Source organism: Lysinibacillus sp. NPDC056959 (genome assembly GCF_042674095.1).
Classification (GTDB): domain Bacteria; phylum Bacillota; class Bacilli; order Bacillales_A; family Planococcaceae; genus Lysinibacillus; species Lysinibacillus zambalensis.
The window spans coordinates 45,542-67,582 of record NZ_JBHURE010000014.1; the positions used below are offsets into that span (position 1 = coordinate 45,542).

A 22,041-nucleotide genomic window follows, 5' to 3' on the forward strand; every position below is an offset into this window, starting at 1 on the left:
AGCTTAAAAAAGGAGCTAGATGGAAAGTCGTGAATGTTTGACTTTCTATATGGCTCCTTTTGTTTATGTGGTTATTTTAAGCACCGCTCAGATGGTCGCTCAATTTTTACATAGCGCCACAAGCTATTAGCGATGTCACGTGCCTCTTCTGCGTGTACGGTTCCAACGAATGCTTTACGGAAAGGTGTAAGAAGTGATTCGATAATAAAGAGCTTCGGTTTCTCACGCTGTAATTCCTCTAATAAGAATTCCACGTATTCTAATCCTTCTACTGTTTCGTTCTTAGCTAATCCTTTTTTAAAGCCTGTTAATTGCTCGATGACCGTTTCCTTATCTACTGTTTTAAAATTCGCGACGTTTTGAATCGTATTGATCATTTCCGTACTAATGATGATTTCTTTTGATTCAAGCATAACGGGTATAATTACGCTAATATTGCGTAATGCTACACGTACAATGGCTTCGCGATTTATATATTTATAGTCAGCAATTAAGACGGCACGTAATGTAAGGTTAATCATACCAAGTGTCTGCACAGCACATTCATAGCTAATGGGACTAATTTCTTCTCCAAAAACTTGTACAAGTCGATTGGCGAGCCACTCTAACTCTTGTAAATAAAAATTTAAAATAATTTTATTCAGTTCTTTATCACGAGAATGGAAAATCGATTCAAAAATCTGAATTAAATTTTGTTCTCGATTGACATACATGAGTACTGCAACTTGCTGTGTTAATACTTCTAAATCAGTAGGATCCTTACCGTAAAGAAGTTCGTGGCGACGATTACTTGCTTCTTCGCGCCCTTCATCTAATATGGCGATTAAGCATTCATTTTTAGAAGAAAAATGATTGTAAAATGTGCCTTTTGAAATTTTAGCGGAACTAATGATGTCATTAATCGATGCATCTACAATGCCTTTTTCAATAAAAAGAGCACGGGCAGCTGTGATGATTTGTCTTTTTCTTTTGTTCATAACCTCACCTTTTTTAAAATATTATACTCTTATTCTATAGCTAAAACGCCTATATATCAATGTTTTTAAAATTTATAATCTTAATTCTTGAAAAAAGTAGACTGCGAGTATAAAATAAGTTTTATCGAAAAAAACAAGAAAGAATTGAGGGATATAAATGAATAGTGAGCAAACACTGAAAAAGCCCCCCTATGGAATGATTTCAATTTTATTTGTGGGTGCTTTTGTTGCTTTTTTAAATAACACATTGTTAAATGTTGCATTACCAACAATCATGAAAGATTTTGATATAACGTATTCAACAGTACAATGGCTCGCAACAGGTTATATGCTTGTGAGTGGTATTTTGGTACCTGCTTCAGCATTCTTCGTAACACGCTTTAAAAATAGACATTTATTTATTGCAGCGATGTCAGTCTTTACAATCGGTACGGTTATGGCTGGCTTTGCACCTAACTTCGGTACACTTTTAGCAGGTCGTATGGTGCAGGCAGCAGGGGCAGCAAGTATGTCACCACTTCTAATGAATGTAATGCTGATTAGTTTCCCAAAAGAAAAACGCGGAGCAGCAATGGGTATTTTCGGTCTAGTGATGATTTCTGCACCAGCAATCGGCCCTACATTATCAGGATATATTGTTGAGCATCACGATTGGCGTATGCTATTCCAAATGATTATTCCGTTTGCTGTCATTAGCTTATTGTTTGGTATTTGGAAATTAGATAATGTAATGGAGACACGTAAAGTTCATTTAGATGTCCCATCAGTACTATTATCAACAATTGCATTCGGTGGTATTTTATATGGTTTCAGTACGGCAGGGGATAAAGGCTGGTCAAGTCCTTGGGTATATGGCACGATTTCAGTTGGTCTACTTGCTTTAATCATCTTCATATTTAAACAACTACGTATGGATCAGCCTTTGCTAGAATTACGTATTTATAAATATCCAATGTTTGCGTTGGGATCAGCTATCTCGGTTATTGTCTCAATGGCTATGTTCTCTGGGATGATTTTAACACCAGCTTATGTACAATCAATTCGTGGAATTGAACCATTCGAAGCGGGCTTAATGATGCTTCCAGGGGCACTTGTAATGGGGATTATGTCGCCGATTACAGGGAAGCTTTTTGATAAATTTGGACCGCGTCTATTAGCGATTATCGGTTTAGCGATTACAACAATTGCGACATTTGGTTTAACAAAGTTAGAGTTAGATTCAAGCTATACATTTATTGTGTCCTTGTACACAATTCGTATGTTTGGTATGTCAATGGTTATGATGCCAATTATGACAAACGGTTTAAACCAATTACCACAAATGATGAACCCACATGGTACTGCTATTAATAATACTCTACAGCAAGTGGCAGGGGCGATTGGTAGTGCTGTGATGGTAACGTTCATGAATAACCGTGCAATAGCAAAAGCTGAAGAATTAATTGCAGAAGCAAAAGCGAATGCAGGGCAATCAGGTGTTGTACCGACGCCAGAACAAATGCAGCAAATGCAGGAGCACATTAAGCAAATGGCTTTATTAGATGGTATTACACACTCATTCTTCATTGCAGCGTGTATTACAGTTCTTGCACTTGTACTTGCGTTCTTCTTAAAACGCGTTAAAGTTGAAAGCGCAGCGGCTTCAATGGATATGAAAAAACCAACTAAATAATAATGAGTCGATATGCTCCCCTATAGGTAGACAGATGAAAAATATATTTCTGCTTATCGAAGGGGAGTTTTTTGATGCATTATAGCAATACGTATCGTTGTATGGGCACACAAAATAGCACGGATATTAGCAAAAGCTAAAGGATGGATGAATATTTTAAAATCATCCTAACCTTTTGTGCTAATGTCCGTGCAACAATTTTAATCGTTCTTTTTAAATAATGCTCCTGGCCAAAACGCATATTTACCGAGAACAGTAGTAATAGCAGGTACCAGCAATGGACGTACAATGAATGTATCAAGCAACACGCCAATTGCCGTAACGACACCGAACTGAACAAGTACTTGAATAGGTAAGGTAGCAAGTACAGCGAATGTTCCAGCTAAAATTAAACCAGCAGATGTAATAACGCTTCCTGTTCGTACAACACCTTCCTCAATAGCTGTCAAATGATCTACTGTTCTGCGTTTTTTCCAAATTTCCGAAATCATAAAGATATTATAATCTTCCCCGAGAGCTACTAAAAATACAAATGCATAGAGTGGAATTGCTCCTGAAATGGCATCTGCCCCCATTACATGGTGTAAAATTAGCCAACCTGCACCAAGTGCCCCGAAATAAGAAATAATAACTGTTGCTAATAAGTAAACAGTAGCTGTTATGGAACGTAGATAAATGAATAATAATAAAGCAATTAAAGCAATCATTGTTGGCATAATAACAGTTTCATCGCGTACAGTTAATTGCTGTGTATCATATTGACTAGCTGTTTCGCCGCCAATCCAAATATGTTTATCTGCATCTTTTATACCTTCATCCTCAAGCATTTTTATAACCGCTGCTTTAAGCTCTGGAATATGAGCTAACGATTCCTTAGCATAAGGATTCGCGTTTAAAGAAATCTCGTACAATTGGATAGCATTATTTTTCTCTCCAATTCGGCTATCTGCAACACTATCAATATAAGAGATTTCAGCTAATTGCTGCTGCAAGCGGATATCTATACCCTCAGTATCAATGACGAGCTGAACTGGAGCTAATTCGCCAGGTGAAAAATTTTCTTCTATTAAATTAAAGCCTTCGCGGGATGGCATATTCTCAGGAAATGACGATAATAGATCAAAAGTATACTGAATACGTGGTACGAATGCTGCTAACCCACCAAGGAACAGTAAAGTGACAACAATGACCACCCATGGTTTATGCGTTACAGTGCGCCCAATTGTGCGGCTTATTTTATGTGTTGGTTTGTGCTGTTTTTTTCCTTTTTTATAAGCCATATCCTCTGTTCGCGGTATGAATGGGAAGAAGGCAACTCGACCTATAATAACAAGAATTGCTGGAAGTACAACTAACGCTGCTACACCCATCACTAGTACACCAAAGCTAAACGGAATTGCAAAGCGTTGGAATGCACCATAATGGGCAAGGCTAAGAGTAGCTAAACCGATAACAACCGTTAATGCACTCATCAAAATCGCACCGCCAGACTCCTTTATAGTAAGCTTCATGGCAGTAGTCTTATCTTCAATATGAAATAATATCTCTCGATACTTTGATATTAAAAATAAACAATAGTCTGTACCTGCTCCAAAGAGTAATACAGTCATAATAGAGACAGCCTGCGGGTCCTTATCGATCCATCTATGATCGGCGAAAAAACCGAGCGTTGGACTTATAACGACGTAGGCAAGAGCAACAACCATTAATGGAATAATGGCTAATAACGGTGAACGATAAATAATAATTAGTAATACTAAAACAAGGAGTACTGTCGCAATTAGTAATTTAACATCAGCTTGGGAGAATAAACCGACAGCATCCGTAGCGATACCAACCGGTCCAGAATAACGCACATGAAGATTGTCACTAACTAAGTCTTTATCTAGTTGGATATTATACTTATCCATTGTTTTTGTTAATGACTTTAAACTCTCTCGCAACGCATCCGTAGCCACGCCTTTTTCAAAGAAAACAGGAGTTACAATTGTTGTGCCATTGTCAGATGCAGACGCTAAAAAGGCTTGAGGTGGCATTTTATCATATGGTGGAATAACAGTTTGATTTGCTAAAGGTTTAGCTTTAAGCTCTCCGTAAACTTTTTGGATAGCAACAAAATCATCAGTAGTTAGCCCGCTTTCTCGATGCCAGACGAGTAATAATGGTGTACCTGCATCATTCGGAAATTGTTCTGCAATAATAGTTGCTGCCTGCTGAGACATTTCACTTTCGGGTAAATTTTTACCAGATTCGCTCTTGATACTATTAATCTGTGGCCAGGCAAATGACAGTACAACAACTAGTGAAATCCAAAAGGCAAGGGCTAAAAAGCGCCCTTTTTTACTTGTTACCATTGAGCCCCATTGCTCTAGTGGGTGCTTTTTCATTTAAAGACCTCCGTTTCATGTAAGTGATTTTAATTATATATACCAGAAGGTTAATTAATCAATTGTAAAAAATTATATGCTATACTATGTCTAAAATGAATCCTTTATAAGGGGGCGAACTTGTTGAAGCAGTCACCGCGTGTTCTCGGAAGACCTCGCCATGATGAGAATGCGAAACCAAAAAAAGATATTGTTCTTGAAACGGCAACTAGGCTTTTTATCAAAGAAGGCTATAAAAATATTTCGATGGCTGATGTAGCAAAAGCTTGTAACGTTACAAAGGCTACTATCTATTACTATTACCCGACTAAAGGGGATTTATATACATCAGCTTTGCTAGCAATGATGAATCAAATTAAACTTTCCATTTTACAGATCTTAGAGGAGTCAATATCATTTAAAGATCGGTTAGAGAAGCTTGTTGAAATTCATTTATCGGCCACTGTAGATATTGATATGAAAAATTTTATGAGAGAAGCGACAATTAATTTATCGGAATCTCAGTTAAAAGAAGTGCAAGCATCAGAAAATAATATGTATAAAACGATAGAGCATGCGATGCAGTTAGAGATGGAACTAGGCACGATTCGGAAGGGGAATGCTACTTTTTTTGCCCATTCGTTTTTGGCTTTAATGTCAGTAGGATACGTTAAAGATGGGGAAGGGAAAAGGATATTTCAATCAGAAGCTATGGCCGCGAAAGAAATTATAGACTTTTTCTGGAAATCTGTTGAAAAATGATTTCTTTCATTTTATGTAGTATGTATGCTGAAAATAAAATAAGTATTACGCAATCGATTTAGGGGAAGATTAGATCAGATGTATTTTAATAAATTTGAGATTAAAAATGTTGTATTTGGGATACAAAGCAAACTTAATTACAAATATATAGTTACAAATCAATGAATTTTGAAAAGATTGTCGAAATTGTGATTTAGCTCATTGAAATAATATACAAACAACCTTATAATGGAGGTTGTAACGTCACCAAGACAAGATAGGATGGAATTATGATGCGCTTTTTGCAAAATAAAGTTAACATTGTAATAACAAATTATACGAATTGCTATCCAGTTCTTGAGACTGGTGATTTGTAAGATATAAGCGCTGTAACGACTGTTAAGAAGTGCCTTAATGGTCTTTTTTACATGGAAGCAATAAAAATTAAAATAGTGATAGTGATGGCAAAGGAGAGTTCAAAATGTCAGAAACGAATAACCAAACACAGTCTGAACAATTAACTGTGAGTCAAGAACAATTGGATGTGCTAGATCAATTATTAAAGCCTGAGGTTCAGGAATCACTTACAACTTTAGTTGAACAATTACCAAAGTTAACTGAAATGATGACGCTATTAACAAAATCATATGAGTTTGCTCAAGCTGTTGCAACTGACGAAGTACTGAAAAATGATACTGTTGGTGCGGTAACAGAAATGGCAGGCCCAGTAGTAGGCTCAGCTAAAAATCTTGCAGCTACTGCAATTGAAGCGAAAGACCGTGCGTCTGAAAGCCAAGAAGTAATTGGTTTATTCGGTCTTATGAAAATGTTAAAAGACCCACAAGTTCAAGGTGTTTTCCGTTTTGTTAATGCTTTCTTACAAGTAAGCGCTGAACGTAAAGCTAAATAAGACTCGACTCGAGATATATTCAAAACGTACGGACGGAGGATTAATTAATCATGTCAAAAGAAATCGTCATCTTAGGTGCTGGTTACGCTGGCGTTTTAACTGCATTAACAGCACGTAAGTATCTATCAGCTGATGAAGCTAAAATTACTGTAGTAAACCAATTCCCAACACACCAAATTATCACTGAACTTCACCGTTTAGCTGGTGGTACTATTGCTGAAGGTGCTGTTGCTTTACCACTTAAAAAAATCTTTAAAGGTTTAGATATCGATTTACAAATCGCTAAAGTTACAAAATTCAACGTAGACAGTAAAAAAGTTGACCTAGATACTGGTTATACTTTAAATTACGATACTTTAGTAGTATCTTTAGGTAGCCAAACTGGATTCTTCGGTATCCCAGGATTAGAAGAAAACTCCATGGTACTTAAATCAGTGAACGAAGCAAATAAAATTAACAAACATATCGAAGACCGTATTAAAGCATATGCACAAACAAAAGACGAAGCAGATGCAACAATCGTTATCGGTGGTGGCGGTTTAACAGGTGTAGAGCTTGTTGGTGAAATCGTGGACAACTTCCCGAAAATCGCAGCAAAACACGGTGTTAACTTTGCTGACCTTAAAATTAAACTTGTTGAAGCTGGTCCAAAAATCTTACCAGTACTTCCGGATGTACTTATCCAACGCGCTACTGAAAGCTTAACAAAACGTGGCGTTGAATTCATTACTAGCACTCCTGTAACAGGTGTTGATGGTAATGTCATCTCTCTTAAAGATCGCGAACCAATCGTTGCCAATACCCTTATTTGGACAGGTGGGGTAGCTCCACTTCCAATCGTAGGCGAGTCTGGTCTTGCAGCAGACCGCGGTAAAGCTACGATTAATGAATTCTTACAATCTACATCTCATGATGATGTATTCGTAATCGGTGATGCATCTGTAGCATTACCAGCTGATGGCGGACGTCCGCTATACGCACCAACTGCACAAGTTGCATGGCAAATGGGTGAGTGCGCTGGATACAACTTATTCGCACAATACAAAAACCAAGAAATGAAGCCTTTCTCTGCAATTAACTCTGGTACACTTGCAAGCTTAGGCCGTAAAGACGCTGTTGCGACAATCGGTGCTAGCAACACACAACTTAAAGGTCTTCCTGCAACACTTATGAAAGAAGCGTCTAACATTCGCTATCTGACACACATTAAAGCGCTATTCGGCTTAGCGTATTAATTTATATTTTTCTAATTAAAACCACTTTTGCAATGGACATAATGTCTGCTGTGAGGGTGGTTTTATATTTGAGATAATTCTGTGGAATTGTGAAGAAAGTAGCAATATCTCTTGAACAAAACCGGATAAATTTGTTATTTGCTTTATTAATCGTTATAAAACAAGTAAAATTTATACATGTTATATAAGAAAATTTATCTAGAGGTGATAAGTTATGTTAACGATGTTTCAATCAAAAAAAGAGGATATAGAGCAATTTAAGATAAAAATAGATGAGCTTAATGCAAAGCTTGATAAAAAGGATCATGAATTCCAAATATTTTTAAATGACTTACATAAAGAACTTATTTCGACTATTGAACAACATGATATAGTCAATAATCAACATATAGTTTTAGGAAAAATGGTTACCAAAATTCTAGAGGAATTTAACAAAGTAGAGGATAGCACAATTCACTCTAACACTATATCTGAAAATGCACTTGAAAAAGGTAATTCTCTAATTACTTCATCAGATGAGATGGTGACACTTTCAATTGAAAGTAAACAAGCTGTCCAAGAAGTGGAGTATTTAATCGATTCTCTAGGTGAACAATCCCAAAAAACTTCATCGAGCATGAACCAATTAAGTGATCGCTCTAAACAAATTGCAGAAATTGTAAAAGTCATTAGTGATATTTCCAATCAAACCAATTTACTTGCGTTAAATGCATCAATAGAAGCAGCTAGAGCGGGCGAGCATGGAAAAGGGTTTTCGGTTGTTGCCGAGGAAGTAAGAAAACTAGCAGAAAATACAAAAACTAGCACAGAGGATATAGCCAACCTTACGAAAAAAATAGAAGAGCAAATTTCAGAAGCCTATGAAGATAATAAGAACAATATGCAGTTAGTTACAGAAGGCATAAAAAAGAGTACCGAAACCTCTGAACAAATAAATGCATTATTGCTAATGATTACAAATGTTCAAGGTGAGGTGAATGAACTGCTTGATTATATCAAAAGTCAAAAAATTTCCAATGAAGATGTTATGAATAAATTTAATACTACAACGATTTTATTTGACGAGACAAATAAAGTACTAACAGATCATATAGATGAATCGGAAGTTGTAACACAAAAATTATTGGAAGCAGTAGATAAAGTAAAATGCTTTCCAACTACTTCCTAATGGTAGACGGACACTAAAATATACGGTTTAAACTTCGAAAAAGGCAACCTCTTGCGGTCCTACATACAAACAAGAAGTTGTCTTTTTCTATTTTCCTTTACTAGTTTAAGTGTGATGATTCACATTTCAAATTCACGGGGAAGAAGGAATTTTTTCGCACTTTATTCTCTAGTCTCTAAAGCTTAGAAATAGTTGAATAAAATTTGGCCTTTGAAGGTTGAATATTAAAAATAAGTAGAGTAATTGATACTAATAACATTATAAGAGCAGCAGAAACAACAACATATCGTATAGATATAATTTCAGCGGCAACCCCAAAGACGGCAGTGATGATAATAATGAACAAGGCTTCTACAAAACCATAAATACTGCCTATTCGCCCCATGCTATCGACAGGAATATTGTTTTGATAAAATGTATAGAAGCCCGTATTGGCAAAGGCCATCGCAAAGGACAAAATAAAGAATCCTAAAGAAGCGATAAGAAATGTATAAGAGGATGTGAAAATTAAATAGCCTAATGCTGTTATTAATGACCCCAAACCTATAAGCCAAGCAGTTGGTATTTTTTCAACGATCGCTGTATTCATTAAAGAACCAACTAATACTCCAGCACCTGCTATGCCCACCAAAACACCGTATTCACCTTCGGATAATGATAGTACTTGAGTAGCAAATGCAGCTTCTAAAGAATCCGTAGCTGTCATCATGACAATCATTGCACTAAATAAAAGATAGATCATCATAATATAAGGATTTTTAAGGCTAAATCTTATAACAAGCTTCCAATCACTGAATAAAACCTTGTAGGAAAATTTCGCATCGGCCTTACTTGCCAGTTGTTGATTAGCCTCAATATTAGGCATTCCAAATGTAATACAGGCTGATAAAAATAATGCAATGGCATTCAAGTAAATTGCCATATTAGGTGATCCAATCGTAAATAGCAGTCCTGCAATAGCTGGACCAGTTACGAATGCGCCGGAATCAAGTAAGCTACGAAGCGAGTTAAAACGTTTTCTTTGTTCAACGGGTATCAATTTTGTAATGTAGGTCATCGAAGTCGGATGATACATAGAGCTAGCTATTGTGATAACAAAGACCATGAAATATATCCAAGGCAAAGTAGAGAAGAAAGGTAGTGTGACAATTAGTAAAGATTCGAAAAGGTTGAGAACAATCATGAGATGTTTTTTATTTAAACGATCAATCAAACTACCTGACCAAAAACTGGCGAAAAGTTTGGATAAAGCCCTAACGATATATAAGCCAGACACAGCGATAGCGGATCCAGTAAGGTTTAAAACAATTAGATTTAAAGCTATAAAATATATCCAGCTTCCGACGCTGGAAACACCAATACTAAACAATAATATGGCCGGATAACGCCACGTTTCTATTAATTTATTCACACTCATATAAATTCCTCCTTTTAGTTATGACAAGTAACAACTAAAACAAAAAAATCCCACCCCCAAGACAATTTGTCTTAGGGACGAGATTGCGGAATTTATACTCACGTGGTGCCACCCTAGTTCACTATTATGTCGCCATAATAGCCTTTTCAGTACGGCATAAATATGTATGCTTATACTGTTTCTCTGTAACGGGAGTTCCCGTCGCACCATCATTCAAACAGAAATCCAATGCGCTACTCCGAGGCTTGTTTCAATAATTCGTTCTTACTCGTTTTCAGCAACCCCGAGCTCTCTGGGAAGAACAGCCTTATTTACTCTTCTCTTCAATGTATTTTTGATAGTGTAGCATATATTTGTAATACTGGTAAAGTGTTCTTTGGAATTTTTAAAACATTCCGATAAAACGAGGGATTGTTCCGATAAACTTCTAAAACATTCCGATAAATGCAGGAATGATTCCGATATTTCATGAAAAGGTTCCGATATTCTTATTGAAGATAGGTTGTAAGCTCTGTTAAAAGTGATTGGCAAAGAATCACTGACTCTACTGTATGATTTTTTATTTCAAGAGAATGGTCAGCATTTTCTACAATAGTAAGCTCAAATGAAGAAAGTAGTTCTAATCTTTCTTTAGAAAAATGAGGGTCAGCAGTACCGATTGCTAAAAATGCCTGCTTTCCAAGCAAATTTTTCATCACATGATCTAGTGACAATAGGGGTGTCAAAAGTACATAACGAGAAGGAACAGATGACACTCGCTGCATATAAAAATCTGTGATCGGTAATGTTCCGAGTGATTTTCCTATGTATACAGCTTCGGTATAAGATTTTGTGCTTAAAATAAATTCCACAATAGGATTTGCGGCATTATAAACCATTGCTGAAATAGCTTCTGGTTCCTGTTCAAATTGTTGCGAATCAAACGTATAGCATACTTGTACTACATCATAGCCAAGCTCCAGCATCAGCTCAGTAGAATAATAAAGAAGTGGCTTTTCATACGTATAGCCAGTGCCAGAGAACATGAAGCACACCCTGTCACTTTTGTTATCAAAGTAATTGTATGGAATATCGTTGTATTGTTCTTTTCTTAGTTTGATTTTCATGGAAATACCTCCATATATTCCTTTTTTATTTTATAATCTAACTATAACAAGGGGGGAGAAATTTATGAAGGCTGTGATTATTAATGAGTTTGGAACTTCTGATGTTTTAAAGTACGTAGAATGTCCAAAGCCGACTATTTCAGCAGGGGAAGTATTAATACGTACGACATATACGAGTGTGAATTTTGCTGATATTAAAAATAGAACAGGTAATAAAGCAAAAGCAAATTTTCCAATGATACTTGGTTTAGATGTAGCAGGTGTAGTTGAAGAGGTTTTCGATGAAAATAGTGCATTTAAAGCTGGTGATGTCGTTATTGCATTCCCGAAAGATGGAGCATATGCAGAATATGTGGTAGCGAAAGAGCAACTTGTCTTCAAAGTTCCAAATGATGTCTCTTTGGAGAAGGCAGCCGCTGTGCCAACGGTTTTGTTTTTATCCTATCTCTTAACACATCAAATCGCTCCAATTCGTACAAACGATAGCGTACTAATTCATGCTGCATCTGGCGGGGTAGGGACAATGCTTATTCAAATGGCGAAAAAGCTAGGTGCTAAAAATATTATTGGCACAGTCAGTGATATGAAAAAAGCGACAATTGCCTATGAGCTAGGTGCCCACCATGTACTGACATACGATAATTTTAGTGCGCAAGTCAATGAATATACGGATGGTCAAGGTGTAAACATCATTTTTGACTCTATCGCTGGAAATATTACAGAAGAGAGCTTTCACTGTTTAGCTCCGTATGGTACGCTAGTGCAATTTGGAAATAGTAGTGGTAAAGCAGGTAATATAAAAACATCTGATTTACATAATAGCTGCCGTAATGTGAAAGGTTTTAGTCTAGGAACGACTCGAGCTTCCAAGCCAGAAATGCTCCAACAAGTTACCCAGGAGATGTTTGCATTGCTGAAGGAAGAGAGCTTCCAAGTACCTATTGCGAAAATCTTTAAATTAGAGGACATGCAGAAAGCCCATGATTTGATGGAAAGTCGCCAGCATCAATTCAAAATATTAATTAAAATATAAAGTAATCAAATCCTAGTGTAGATATAAAAAAGATGACTCTGATATTGTAGAGTCATCTTTTATATCGGCATAGTTAGTGTTATTGCTTGTCTAGTTCATTGATTTTTTCATATATACGTCGTTTGCGATAGAGCATAATTCCTGCTTCAGCAACATCTTGAATCATTCCTTTATTTGCATAGGCACCGAAAATCATCCCAGCTACCGGAATCATTTGAAACAGCTTTTTCCAGCCGAATTGATCGCGATACGTAAAAAATACTTCCTGCCAACCTTGCAGTTGTGAAATCATATCCTCCGCTGCATGATTCGTCGTATGCATAGAAGAAAGCTCTTTCAATATAGCTTCTTTGCCGACAATATCAGCAGAGGAGAATTGGAGACATTTAACGATGAAAATTCGTTCCATTTTATCGTTTGGATTATAGCCGTGAATGATCGCAATCTCCTGCAATGTTTTTAAAGCCATTCCTAAAATAAAAGGAATGTCTATAGCTAGTGTAAAGATACCACCAAAGCCGGTAGAAGCACCTTGTACTGTTGCTAACTTTACGCGTTCATTTTGAAGTTTGTCACTTAGAGCAATCATATCCTCCAAAGGAATTTGTCCTATATCAGATATAGCAAAAATTTTATGAAATGAAGAATTGTTGCGTATTTTCTGCAGCATAGCCTGTTCATTAATTAAGTATTGCCCACCTGATTGAATATAGCTCCCTAATTCATCAACTAGTAATGCTATCTTATTTTGAAGAAAGGCAGGTGTCATCTTATCTAAGATTTTAAACGGAATGCGACCTAATTTCTCCCAAAACCATAAGTCCTTTTGATCTTTCTCCCACGCTTGAACTTCTTGCAAATGCTTTTCTAATTGCTCGAGATTCTCCATTTTGTCTTTTCCCCTTATATGTGCATTTAGTATAAATACGAAAAGATTTTTAAAAAGGTTTCGATCGTTTTTATAAATTTAAGGAGTAAACCTTAAGAGGGATATGTGGTATGAGAGGTTCACTAGTTAATTATAGCTAGTGTCCTTTTTAATTATAATAACGTCTTATATTTTCTGATTATTCAATAATGTATGATTTGCAATACATTTTGTATATGATACTCTACATTCAGAGGTGGAAAAATTGAAAAAAGGCAAAGTAAATAATAATGTACGCTATTATCGACGATTGATCGATCTAACACAAGAAGAATTTGCTGAAAAGATTGGTGTACACAGACAAACAGTTATAGCAATTGAGAAACAAAAATATGAGCCATCAATTGGTGTAGTATTAATGATTTCTTTGGTATTGAAGGAACCAATAGAAAAATTATTTTTTTTCCACGAGGACTAAAGAATTAAGGAGGAAATTAATATGCGTTCAAAAAAATGGATGGTCTTAATTTTTTACACATACTTATTCTTATCGGTTGGATATTTAACCTATTCTACGTATAGTAGAGGTGATAAACTTTGGATTGTTTGGGGGATATCATCTATAGGTTTAGGTTATCAAGTCGTCCGATTCTTAATTGATAAAAAGAAGGATGGTTGGAACACTAGTTATGTAGTTGCGGATCATCGAATTTTAGGGAAAATTAAACTGTCGTTGGCCATATCTTATGTATTTATTATAATTTTTTTGATAACTGGAGCGTATGGAATTCAACAAGGTTTCTTTATATTTGAAGCTTTTGATACGATAGTTGCGGGTATTATATTTAGTCTTTTGGTATTTATGATTTCTCAAGTAGTACAACAATTTATAAATTAACGCTTCAAGGTTGTTAATTTTCATTTTAATTCTTCTATATATGGTGTACGTACAATAAAACACCATATATTAGGGAGGAATTTTTTTATGACAATTATGAGCGCATTATCTTTAAACACTCGAGAACAACAGATAGTAGTGGATAAAATTAAGGATCGAGTAATATCTAAGTTTAATTTTGCAGCCGATTTCTCTAAACTAAATGCAAGTAAAGTTGATTTCACACCTGGAGAAGTTCAAGCTAAAGAAAAATTGATTGGAAGTCAATTTACTGTTCCAATTAGGACATTTGAAGGACTAGATGGGGATGTGCAATATGTAGAGTTAAAAAATAGCTATTTTTATAATGTAGCAACTAAAACAAAAAATACTACTCTAGTAAAAACACTAAGACAGAGTACTATTACTAATAATGAAAAACTCGAGCGAATTGTTAATCATATAAAAGCTCAGGGTTATTCAATTAAAAAAGAAGAAGAGTATGTTATTCAAAATGAGAAAACTGCCTTTGAAAAAGAAGTTGAAACTTATTCAGAATCAACAAAATTATTTATTTTGCCTATTTACAAAAAAGAAGTTGAGATCGGATTACTTGCCATTGATGAAGGCAGCAATATTCCCGTGGCATTTATTGATCAGGAAAGAACCTTTATCAATGAAGATAATGAGATTGTAACAATACAGGCAAATACATGTTCACTAAAATGGGCGAAGTGTATGGATCAAGAATTATGTTATGGCATTGTTGACTGTTTAATTTGGGGTAGTTCTTGTATTAGTATGTGCTGTTCATGCGCTAACCCGTTGATTTGTATAGGGTGCATTTCATGTGGGGTTAAGTTAGCTAAAGCTGCATGGACTTGTCGCATGTGCGTTTCTAACGCGTCACGGCCAAATGAATGTCCAGTGAAATAGAAAAAAATGAGTGGTTGAACATAAGTATATCTTAAAGCAAAAATTAAAAATTTCAAATCAAAAAAGCGCGAGAAATCAACATTTCTAAAATTGATTTCTCGTGCTTTTTGTGGTTTTGACTAGTTTCAACTTTTTTGTTTAAGAATAGAGATATATTGTCAGTAATTAAGTTTGCCTGCTTTATATCATAAAAGAAAGGCTAAACTTGTCTGCGAAAGGTTCTGCAATTTTTTCTTGATATAAGTCGTCAAACTGAAATATAAAACAAAATAAGGAAAGAGAAACAGATATAACGGATTTAAATTGAACAAGAGGTAGGAAAAATTAAATGTTGAATTCAGTAGAATTCCGAGTTCATTTTACTCAAGCTGCCTAACAAAAAACGTGTCTAACTTTGGTGACTCTTTAACAAATAATAAATCGTTTATAGAATATCTTTCAAAAAAGGTTGTGATATTTGAGTTTCCTTATTCTATATATACCATACAAATATTATTGGGGGTGTTCGAGGATGATGAAGGATACTCAAGTTAAATTAATAGTAGAATCACATTCTTTTGATAAGGAGAAGTTAAAAGATGAAGTAACTAATAATATCTCGAGTATTGGTGCTAAATACCTTTGGGATCAAGGATATAAAGGCAGAGGTGTTGTCGTAGCTATATTAGATACTGGTTGCAACTATTTTCACATAGACTTACAGGATCGCATTATTGGTGGGTATAATTTTACAAAAGAATCAGATGGAGACGTAACTATTTTTAAGGATTTAAATGGTCATGGTACACATGTAGGAGGAACAATAGCAGCCTCATATAATAATTTTGGGATAGTAGGCGTAGCACCTGAAGCTAGTTTACTTATTTTAAAAGTCTTAGATTATAGAGGGAGTGGTACCGTTGATTCAGTAGTTAAAGCTATTGAATATGCTATAAACTGGACAGGTCCAAATAATGAAAGAGTTAACATTCTATCTTTATCATTAGGTTTATCGTCTTCTATAGAAATTCTTCATAATGCCATAAAACAAGCAATTTCTAATAATATTGCAGTTGTTGTAGCATCTGGTAACGAGGGTGATGGAGATTTATCAACTGATGAATACTCTTATCCAGCTGGGTATGAAGAAGTGATAGCTGTTGGTGCTACGGATAATAATAATGAAGTGGCCAATTTTACTAGTACTAATAAAGAAGTAGATATCTATGCTCCAGGGGTTGATATTAAATCAACATATCTAAATACAAATTATGTCGATTTATCAGGGACTTCCATGGCTGTTCCGCATGTAAGTGGGGCATTATCATTATTAATCAATAAATATGAAAACTTAACAAAATCTAAGCCTACAGAACCGCAATTGTTTAAGTATTTAATGCAGCACACAGACAATGTACGAATGGGGGATTACGGAGAAACAATCTCTATTATTAATTTATCGAAAGACGTTAGTATAGAAGTTGATTCTAATGAACAACCCGAAATTATACTAGATAAATCATTACTACTTAAATGTTTTTGTGAGGCTCGAAAATCACAAGCTTTCTTTACACAATGTTTGAACGAATATTCAACAGAAAATGAGCGTGAATTATTAATATCTTTGATTCAAGAATCCGTCTCAACTGCAAAGTATATAAAAGACTTATATCAGCCAATTAAATAAAAACATAATAATAAATGAATAAAAATAGGTTAATTTAAAATTAATTTTAATGATTATGAACATACTCTCTCTTTTTTAAAATTAAAAAGAACGTACATTTCCTTTTAGGAGGGTGTTTTGGATGATGAAAAATGAATGGGATGAAGAAAGAATCAGAAAATTTGAAGGGGAAAATCAGAAATTATTAAGTAATAATTTGGTGATTTCCTTTTTGAAAATACCAACTAACAAAAATATGTATATGAAAACGATATCAAACCCTACTCCTGAGAATATGAAAAAATTAGATATATTATTTAAACATTTTTATTTTAAAGTTCGTTTCATTTCCCATATTTCTACAACACTTAAATTTAATTCTATCAATTACGACAACCGATTGCGACTTTTACAATCGAGATTTACCTCTACTTTAGATGCCTCAATTAATTCTAATGGAGGCGAAGAAACATTTCTCGATTTATTACCTGACGAACAAGCATATAACCTTTTCGGTGAGATCGTTAACAACGATCACCTAGATGAACATGTAACCTGTCCAATATTGTATGATGCTTTAAATCTCTTAACCAAAAAGCAAAAAGAAATTATAAATTTTGCTTATGTAGAAGGATTAAGCGATACAGAAATAGGACTGAAATTGAATAAAACACAGCAAGCGATCTCTAAAACTCATAAGAAAGCTTTGGAAAGTATGCTAAATTACGTTGAAAACCATAAGAGAAAAGACTGTTAAGTATAAGAAAAAAGGGTGGATTAGTGATGTTAACAGAAACATCTGAATGGATTATGATAATAGGAAATTTAGGATTTCCAATTGCAATAACAATATATCTATTTATTAGATTCGAAAAGAAAATAGAAAATCTTGAACAAAGTATTAATTACTTATCTGAAGTTATAAAAACTTTAGGAAGGGGGTGCAAATAAATGCCACAAGAATTCATTGCCCTTGTAGAAAAATCAAAATATGATGATAAATCTTTATTAATTGTATTAAGTTTTTTTGAATCTAAATTGAAACATTACCTCTATCAAACACATCTACACTATAGAGAAGATTTACGTCAAGAATTGCTTATTAAACTAATTATTACTATAAGAAATTATGATGTTAATTCTGTTCCAGGTTTCTGGGAATTGAAAAAACGCTATAGTGATCAACGAAACTAGGATAAATACAATTAAAACTAAAACGACCAAAAGGTTAAGACTTTTGATCGTTTTAGTTTTAACAGGTTGTTAGTTTAAATACGAGAAGATTTAAAAAAAGGTTTCGATCGTTTTTATAAATCTTGAAATTAAGCTGATGTAGATGATTGCCAAACTGTTGCAAGTAACGCTATACCTTCTTGGATTTGCTCAAGGGTAAGCCCACCATAGCCTATAATGACCATAGCATGTTCAGAGTTGTGCTGATAGGAGGTTGAACATGGGTAAACTTGGATACCTTTCTTCTGCGCAAGCCTAATCGCCTCTTGTTCAGAAAGTCTTTTTGGTAACTTCATAACGATGTGTAGTCCGGATTTTTCACCAATTACTTCGAATTCAATCGAAAATTGGGTGTTAATAGCTTCAAGTAAAGTCTGTTGCTTTTTACGATAAACAGTGCGCATTTTGGCTAAATGCTTATCGAATAAACCTTGAGCAATAAAATCGGCTAACACAAGCTGATCTATTTTGGAAACAACAGATTTTTGTTCTTGATTAAAATGAGTAAAAGCTTCGACTAACGATTTAGGCAAAATCATGTAACTTATGCGCAGCGATGGGATAAGAGTTTTGGAAAATGTTCCGAAATAAATTACGCGTTGAAGTTGATCCATTTTTGCTAAAGAGGGGATAGGGAGCCCCTTATAACGAAATTCTGAATCATAGTCATCTTCAATAATATATGCTTTTTCAGTAGTAGCCCATTGCAGAAGTGCTGCACGCCGTTCAACAGGCATAACCATGCCTAGTGGAAACTGGTGTGCGGGTGTTGTGTATAACATGTGGATTGATTTTTTCGGTATAGTAACTCCTGAGTTATCAACAGGAATTGCATGAGTTGTTAGTCCACATTGTTGTAAGGTTGCATGTACTCTTTTAAAGCCAGGATCCTCTAAGCCAACTTGTGCTTTTGGGCCGACAAAGTGACATAGAGCTTGAAGCTGATTTTGTGTACCACTATAAATAAACACTTGTGATGCCTCACAAGTAACCCCTCTGGATCGTTCAACATAACGAGCGATTTCTGTCCGCAATATTGCTTCTCCTTGCCAAGGACTTGTCGTTAAATTATCCACATTGAAGTGCTTTTTCAACAGCTTATGCCAGCTGGAGAATGGAAAAGCCTTCTTATCCACATGTCCGTTATTAAAATCAAATTTTATAGTATATGTAGCTGATGCTTTAGCTGTGGATATGTGATGTTTTTGCTGCTGTTCCCATTCAAATTCAAAGGGCGCTATAAAATAGCCAGAGCGTTCCTTACTATAGATATAGCCTTCAGCTAGTAATTGCTCATAAGCTTCTTTAATTGTATGGACACTAACGTCAAGCGTTATTGCAAGAGTCCGTTTAGAAGGTAATTGCTCATCGGCCATCAGTTTTTTGTTTAAAATTGCTTGTTTTATTTCTTCGTAAATTAGCATGTACTTCGGTGAATCTCCAGTAAAAGAAATCGATAAATCCAAAATGTTGCACCTCCTGGTATGGTGTGTTTTTTGAAAATTGGTTCTATCTATCATATCAAAATTATCGTTAAATATTGAAAAGGAGTGAAGAAAATGAATTTTATAGCACTAGAAAATGAGGTTGTATTGCTTAAGCCGTTAGAACATGAGGATATGCAAGGGTTATTAGAGGCTGCAAGTTATCCAGAGATTTGGTCACATATGTCCACAACTATAGAAAAAATGGACGATGTGAATAAATTTGTGGATAAGGCATTACTAACAAAACGAGAAAAAACCGAGTTCCCATTCGTAGTTGTGGATAAAAAATCTGAACAAATCATCGGTTCGACTCGATTTATGGACATTGATGATACGCATAAACGGCTTGAAATAGGAACTACATGGATTTCACCTGCTTTTTGGCGTACGGCTATTAATACGAATTGCAAATATTTATTATTACAATACTGCTTTGAGATATTAAATCTACAGCGTGTACAAATTAAAACTGATCATGAAAATGTGCGTTCACAAAGGGCAATTGAGCGTCTAGGAGCAACAAAAGAGGGGATCTTACGTAATCATATGGTGCGTAAGGATGGTACAACTCGTCATACTGTGATGTATAGCATTACGCTACAAGAGTGGACACAAGTGAAAAAGCATTTGCAGCAATTGCTAATGGACGCTACCGAGAAATTTTAGATAAAGAAATTATTATACTAAAAAAAGAATGGTCATTAGTCGACCATTCTTTTTTTATAAATATATCCTACTACAATCCAAGTTACTATTGACCATGCGATGATAGTAGATATTGGAATAATGACGTCCATTGTTGTGTATGTGCCTTCTAGAGCCTCTGCTAATAGCGCTAATTGAGAACTTGGTAACCACTCTGCGATTTTTAAAATAGGAAAGGAAGAAGATAATGCTAGGGCAAAAGAGCCAAACCCGAAAATAAGGATAACAGGTAGAATGATAAGAGATCCTTCCATAACTGTTTTGGCGAATAATCCACACAATGTTCCTATTGCAATATAGAACACAGTCGAAACTATTAAAGCAATAGCTAAGATGAAAAGATTAGCTGGGCTATAGCCAACAATGAAAATACTCAATGCTACAATTACCATTGTAAGGATAAAGACGAACAAGCTTTTACCAATTAATATATCGCCAAGTGAAGCAGGGGAAAGCATTAGACTACGAAGCGTGTTTTTTTCTTTCTCCTCTGCAATTAGACAGCATTGTACATAGGCAGTCACCAGAGTAAATGCCATATTAATTGCAAGGAAATAGGTGTTGATAGTATTAGCACCTGATTTATTATATAAAAATGCCAAAGCAAGTGGCATAAGTACCATAATGGATACCGCATAGTTACGAGAAAATTCCTTATAATCCTTCATTAAAATAGCTTGAATACGTGTCATTGAAAGGTTCATACTAAATCACTCCCTGTTATTTGCATAAAAATATTACCTAGTGTTGGCTCGTTTGTATAAATGCGAGAAACTTCGTTCGATTGCATCCAATGAAACAGTTTTTCAGCATCCTGTTCTCCAGTTTGAATGACTTCACTGGCACCATTTTTAAGTTCAACTGTAATAGACTCATCACCAAACTCTTTTTTCAAATCCTTTGGCGCACCAATTGCTCGAATTTTACCTTGATGTAAGAAGGCTACACGATCACAAAGTATTTCGGCTTCACTCATATCATGTGTTGTTAAAAATATTGTCGTACCCATCTCGTTTAATTTACGCAAGCCATTATAAATATGCTGTGTATTAACAGGGTCGAGTGCAGAAGTCGGTTCATCTAAAAATAATAATTCTGGTTTATGCATGATGGCACGAGCAAGCGTAACTCGTTGCATCATTCCTTTAGAAAGCTGACTAATTTTCTTTTTACGATCACCGTATAAATTAACAAAATCCAATGCCTCTTTTACAGCTGATTTAGGTAATTGATATAAATTACTATATAGTATTAAATTCTCCTCGATTGAAAGTCGCGTATATAGTCCACTATTATCTGTTAAAATACCGAAGCGTTTACGATTGTTACTTTGTTTCATCTCACTTGCTGGGCGACCAAATAGTAAAACATTGCCTGCAGTTTTTTCAGTTTGTGCTGTTAATATTTTAATAGTAGTCGTTTTTCCAGAACCACTAGGTCCAAGAAAGCCGAATATTTCTCCTTTTTGAATGGTAAATGAAACATCCTTTAATGCTGCTTCCTTATTAAATGTTTTTTTCAAATGCTGAACATCGATCACTGCGTTCATTTGAAAACCTCCCTGTGTTGTTGTTGTTGTTGTCTCAACTATAAGGGACAATGAAGATAACAACATTAAATTACAGGTGAAAGGCAGTAAAATGACCAGTAGCGGAGAAATATTTC

22 protein-coding genes and 1 other annotated feature are annotated in these 22,041 nt (G+C 35.1%); of the genes, 14 read left to right on the forward strand and 8 right to left on the reverse strand.

The genetic code is table 11. From position 1 onward, the window contains the following. Positions 1–71 precede the first annotated feature (71 nt). Complete coding sequence (locus ACFTQ7_RS15890; RefSeq protein WP_386829882.1) at positions 72–977, reverse strand: TetR/AcrR family transcriptional regulator; 906 nt, start codon at positions 975–977, stop codon at positions 72–74. 157 nt (positions 978–1,134) lie between these two features. Between ACFTQ7_RS15890 and ACFTQ7_RS15895 the strand changes: the two genes are divergently transcribed. After that, on the forward strand, positions 1,135–2,649 hold the full coding sequence (locus tag ACFTQ7_RS15895; protein ID WP_386829883.1) for a DHA2 family efflux MFS transporter permease subunit: 1,515 nt from the start codon (positions 1,135–1,137) through the stop codon (positions 2,647–2,649). A 200-nt stretch (positions 2,650–2,849) separates the two neighbouring features. Here ACFTQ7_RS15895 and ACFTQ7_RS15900 read toward each other — a convergent pair whose 3' ends face one another. Beyond that, positions 2,850–5,036 (reverse strand): MMPL family transporter, encoded by a 2,187-nt coding sequence (locus ACFTQ7_RS15900; RefSeq protein ID WP_386829884.1) that lies wholly within the window; start codon positions 5,034–5,036, stop codon positions 2,850–2,852. A 123-nt stretch (positions 5,037–5,159) separates the two neighbouring features. Between ACFTQ7_RS15900 and ACFTQ7_RS15905 the strand changes: the two genes are divergently transcribed. The 4 genes from ACFTQ7_RS15905 (at position 5,160) to ACFTQ7_RS15920 (ending at position 9,069) form a co-directional block, all read left to right on the forward strand. Beyond that, positions 5,160–5,777, forward strand: a complete 618-nt coding sequence (locus ACFTQ7_RS15905) for a TetR/AcrR family transcriptional regulator (protein ID WP_386829885.1) — start codon at positions 5,160–5,162, stop codon at positions 5,775–5,777. A 460-nt stretch (positions 5,778–6,237) separates the two neighbouring features. Next, the gene (locus ACFTQ7_RS15910) at positions 6,238–6,666 is read left to right on the forward strand and encodes a helical membrane plugin domain-containing protein (RefSeq protein WP_079563022.1); all 429 of its coding nucleotides are present in this window, start codon (positions 6,238–6,240) and stop codon (positions 6,664–6,666) included. Between the two features lie 50 nt (positions 6,667–6,716). Continuing rightward, the gene (locus ACFTQ7_RS15915) at positions 6,717–7,901 is read left to right on the forward strand and encodes an NAD(P)/FAD-dependent oxidoreductase (protein ID WP_349661596.1); all 1,185 of its coding nucleotides are present in this window, start codon (positions 6,717–6,719) and stop codon (positions 7,899–7,901) included. Positions 7,902–8,115: 214 nt separating this feature from the next. Next, the gene (locus ACFTQ7_RS15920; RefSeq protein WP_386829886.1) at positions 8,116–9,069 is read left to right on the forward strand and encodes a methyl-accepting chemotaxis protein; all 954 of its coding nucleotides are present in this window, start codon (positions 8,116–8,118) and stop codon (positions 9,067–9,069) included. A gap of 175 nt (positions 9,070–9,244) precedes the next feature. On the opposite strand, the gene ACFTQ7_RS15925 is transcribed toward ACFTQ7_RS15920, so the two are convergent. Both ACFTQ7_RS15925 and ACFTQ7_RS15930 read right to left on the reverse strand, forming a co-directional pair. Continuing rightward, a complete protein-coding gene (locus tag ACFTQ7_RS15925) occupies positions 9,245–10,486 on the reverse strand; it encodes an MFS transporter (protein WP_386829887.1) in 1,242 nt (413 codons plus the stop codon). Positions 10,487–10,556: 70 nt separating this feature from the next. After that, positions 10,557–10,822, reverse strand: a binding site (T-box leader). Positions 10,823–10,974: 152 nt separating this feature from the next. Then, positions 10,975–11,592 (reverse strand): hypothetical protein, encoded by a 618-nt coding sequence (locus tag ACFTQ7_RS15930; protein ID WP_386829888.1) that lies wholly within the window; start codon positions 11,590–11,592, stop codon positions 10,975–10,977. Between the two features lie 64 nt (positions 11,593–11,656). Here ACFTQ7_RS15930 and ACFTQ7_RS15935 point away from each other — a divergent pair, with 64 nt between their 5' ends. Then, complete coding sequence (locus tag ACFTQ7_RS15935; protein ID WP_386829889.1) at positions 11,657–12,625, forward strand: quinone oxidoreductase family protein; 969 nt, start codon at positions 11,657–11,659, stop codon at positions 12,623–12,625. A gap of 79 nt (positions 12,626–12,704) precedes the next feature. Here the strand turns inward: ACFTQ7_RS15935 and ACFTQ7_RS15940 are convergent, their stop codons facing one another. Further along, positions 12,705–13,514: an EcsC family protein gene (locus ACFTQ7_RS15940; protein ID WP_386829890.1), complete on the reverse strand. Its 810-nt coding sequence runs from the start codon at positions 13,512–13,514 to the stop codon at positions 12,705–12,707. 244 nt (positions 13,515–13,758) lie between these two features. On the opposite strand from ACFTQ7_RS15940, the gene ACFTQ7_RS15945 reads away from it, so the two are divergent. The 7 genes from ACFTQ7_RS15945 to ACFTQ7_RS15975 all read left to right on the forward strand — a co-directional run bounded on the left by ACFTQ7_RS15945 (position 13,759) and on the right by ACFTQ7_RS15975 (position 18,145). Continuing rightward, a complete protein-coding gene (locus ACFTQ7_RS15945) occupies positions 13,759–13,971 on the forward strand; it encodes a helix-turn-helix transcriptional regulator (RefSeq protein WP_386829891.1) in 213 nt (70 codons plus the stop codon). A gap of 21 nt (positions 13,972–13,992) precedes the next feature. Continuing rightward, positions 13,993–14,391 (forward strand): hypothetical protein, encoded by a 399-nt coding sequence (locus tag ACFTQ7_RS15950; RefSeq protein WP_386829892.1) that lies wholly within the window; start codon positions 13,993–13,995, stop codon positions 14,389–14,391. Between the two features lie 87 nt (positions 14,392–14,478). After that, complete coding sequence (locus ACFTQ7_RS15955; protein WP_386829893.1) at positions 14,479–15,306, forward strand: hypothetical protein; 828 nt, start codon at positions 14,479–14,481, stop codon at positions 15,304–15,306. 511 nt (positions 15,307–15,817) lie between these two features. Then, complete coding sequence (locus ACFTQ7_RS15960; protein WP_386829894.1) at positions 15,818–16,972, forward strand: S8 family peptidase; 1,155 nt, start codon at positions 15,818–15,820, stop codon at positions 16,970–16,972. Between the two features lie 121 nt (positions 16,973–17,093). Further along, a complete protein-coding gene (locus tag ACFTQ7_RS15965; RefSeq protein WP_386829895.1) occupies positions 17,094–17,708 on the forward strand; it encodes a sigma factor-like helix-turn-helix DNA-binding protein in 615 nt (204 codons plus the stop codon). Positions 17,709–17,734: 26 nt separating this feature from the next. Continuing rightward, complete coding sequence (locus tag ACFTQ7_RS15970; RefSeq protein WP_386829896.1) at positions 17,735–17,902, forward strand: YvrJ family protein; 168 nt, start codon at positions 17,735–17,737, stop codon at positions 17,900–17,902. After that, a complete protein-coding gene (locus tag ACFTQ7_RS15975) occupies positions 17,903–18,145 on the forward strand; it encodes a helix-turn-helix domain-containing protein (RefSeq protein WP_386829897.1) in 243 nt (80 codons plus the stop codon). It abuts the gene before it with no gap. A gap of 128 nt (positions 18,146–18,273) precedes the next feature. Here ACFTQ7_RS15975 and pdxR read toward each other — a convergent pair whose 3' ends face one another. Then, the gene (gene pdxR, locus ACFTQ7_RS15980; RefSeq protein WP_386829898.1) at positions 18,274–19,650 is read right to left on the reverse strand and encodes a MocR-like pyridoxine biosynthesis transcription factor PdxR; all 1,377 of its coding nucleotides are present in this window, start codon (positions 19,648–19,650) and stop codon (positions 18,274–18,276) included. A 93-nt stretch (positions 19,651–19,743) separates the two neighbouring features. Between pdxR and ACFTQ7_RS15985 the strand changes: the two genes are divergently transcribed. Then, positions 19,744–20,337 (forward strand): GNAT family N-acetyltransferase, encoded by a 594-nt coding sequence (locus ACFTQ7_RS15985; protein WP_386829899.1) that lies wholly within the window; start codon positions 19,744–19,746, stop codon positions 20,335–20,337. 35 nt (positions 20,338–20,372) lie between these two features. On the opposite strand, the gene ACFTQ7_RS15990 is transcribed toward ACFTQ7_RS15985, so the two are convergent. Further along, entirely contained in the window at positions 20,373–21,080 is a 708-nt protein-coding gene (locus ACFTQ7_RS15990; protein WP_386829900.1) for an ABC transporter permease, read from the reverse strand. Next, positions 21,077–21,925 carry an ABC transporter ATP-binding protein gene (locus ACFTQ7_RS15995; protein WP_386829901.1) on the reverse strand — a complete coding sequence of 283 codons (849 nt, stop codon included), beginning with the start codon at positions 21,923–21,925 and terminating at the stop codon, positions 21,077–21,079. Before ACFTQ7_RS15995 ends, ACFTQ7_RS15990 begins: the two co-directional genes overlap by 4 nt. Positions 21,926–22,041 lie beyond the last annotated feature (116 nt).

Excerpts from the sequence above, each read along its gene's own strand:
- ACFTQ7_RS15890 (WP_386829882.1), bottom strand. The coding sequence starts at position 977 with ATGAACAAAAGAAAAAGACAAATCATCACAGCTGCCCGTGCTCTTTTT.
- ACFTQ7_RS15895 (WP_386829883.1), top strand. The coding sequence starts at position 1,135 with ATGAATAGTGAGCAAACACTGAAAAAGCCCCCCTATGGAATGATTTCA.
- ACFTQ7_RS15900 (WP_386829884.1), bottom strand. The coding sequence starts at position 5,036 with ATGAAAAAGCACCCACTAGAGCAATGGGGCTCAATGGTAACAAGTAAA.
- ACFTQ7_RS15910 (WP_079563022.1), top strand. The coding sequence starts at position 6,238 with ATGTCAGAAACGAATAACCAAACACAGTCTGAACAATTAACTGTGAGT.
- ACFTQ7_RS15915 (WP_349661596.1), top strand. The coding sequence starts at position 6,717 with ATGTCAAAAGAAATCGTCATCTTAGGTGCTGGTTACGCTGGCGTTTTA.
- ACFTQ7_RS15920 (WP_386829886.1), top strand. The coding sequence starts at position 8,116 with ATGTTAACGATGTTTCAATCAAAAAAAGAGGATATAGAGCAATTTAAG.
- ACFTQ7_RS15925 (WP_386829887.1), bottom strand. The coding sequence starts at position 10,486 with ATGAGTGTGAATAAATTAATAGAAACGTGGCGTTATCCGGCCATATTA.
- ACFTQ7_RS15930 (WP_386829888.1), bottom strand. The coding sequence starts at position 11,592 with ATGAAAATCAAACTAAGAAAAGAACAATACAACGATATTCCATACAAT.
- ACFTQ7_RS15935 (WP_386829889.1), top strand. The coding sequence starts at position 11,657 with ATGAAGGCTGTGATTATTAATGAGTTTGGAACTTCTGATGTTTTAAAG.
- ACFTQ7_RS15940 (WP_386829890.1), bottom strand. The coding sequence starts at position 13,514 with ATGGAGAATCTCGAGCAATTAGAAAAGCATTTGCAAGAAGTTCAAGCG.
- ACFTQ7_RS15950 (WP_386829892.1), top strand. The coding sequence starts at position 13,993 with ATGCGTTCAAAAAAATGGATGGTCTTAATTTTTTACACATACTTATTC.
- ACFTQ7_RS15955 (WP_386829893.1), top strand. The coding sequence starts at position 14,479 with ATGACAATTATGAGCGCATTATCTTTAAACACTCGAGAACAACAGATA.
- ACFTQ7_RS15960 (WP_386829894.1), top strand. The coding sequence starts at position 15,818 with ATGATGAAGGATACTCAAGTTAAATTAATAGTAGAATCACATTCTTTT.
- ACFTQ7_RS15965 (WP_386829895.1), top strand. The coding sequence starts at position 17,094 with ATGATGAAAAATGAATGGGATGAAGAAAGAATCAGAAAATTTGAAGGG.
- ACFTQ7_RS15970 (WP_386829896.1), top strand. The coding sequence starts at position 17,735 with ATGTTAACAGAAACATCTGAATGGATTATGATAATAGGAAATTTAGGA.
- ACFTQ7_RS15975 (WP_386829897.1), top strand. The coding sequence starts at position 17,903 with ATGCCACAAGAATTCATTGCCCTTGTAGAAAAATCAAAATATGATGAT.
- ACFTQ7_RS15985 (WP_386829899.1), top strand. The coding sequence starts at position 19,744 with ATGAATTTTATAGCACTAGAAAATGAGGTTGTATTGCTTAAGCCGTTA.
- ACFTQ7_RS15990 (WP_386829900.1), bottom strand. The coding sequence starts at position 21,080 with ATGAACCTTTCAATGACACGTATTCAAGCTATTTTAATGAAGGATTAT.
- ACFTQ7_RS15995 (WP_386829901.1), bottom strand. The coding sequence starts at position 21,925 with ATGAACGCAGTGATCGATGTTCAGCATTTGAAAAAAACATTTAATAAG.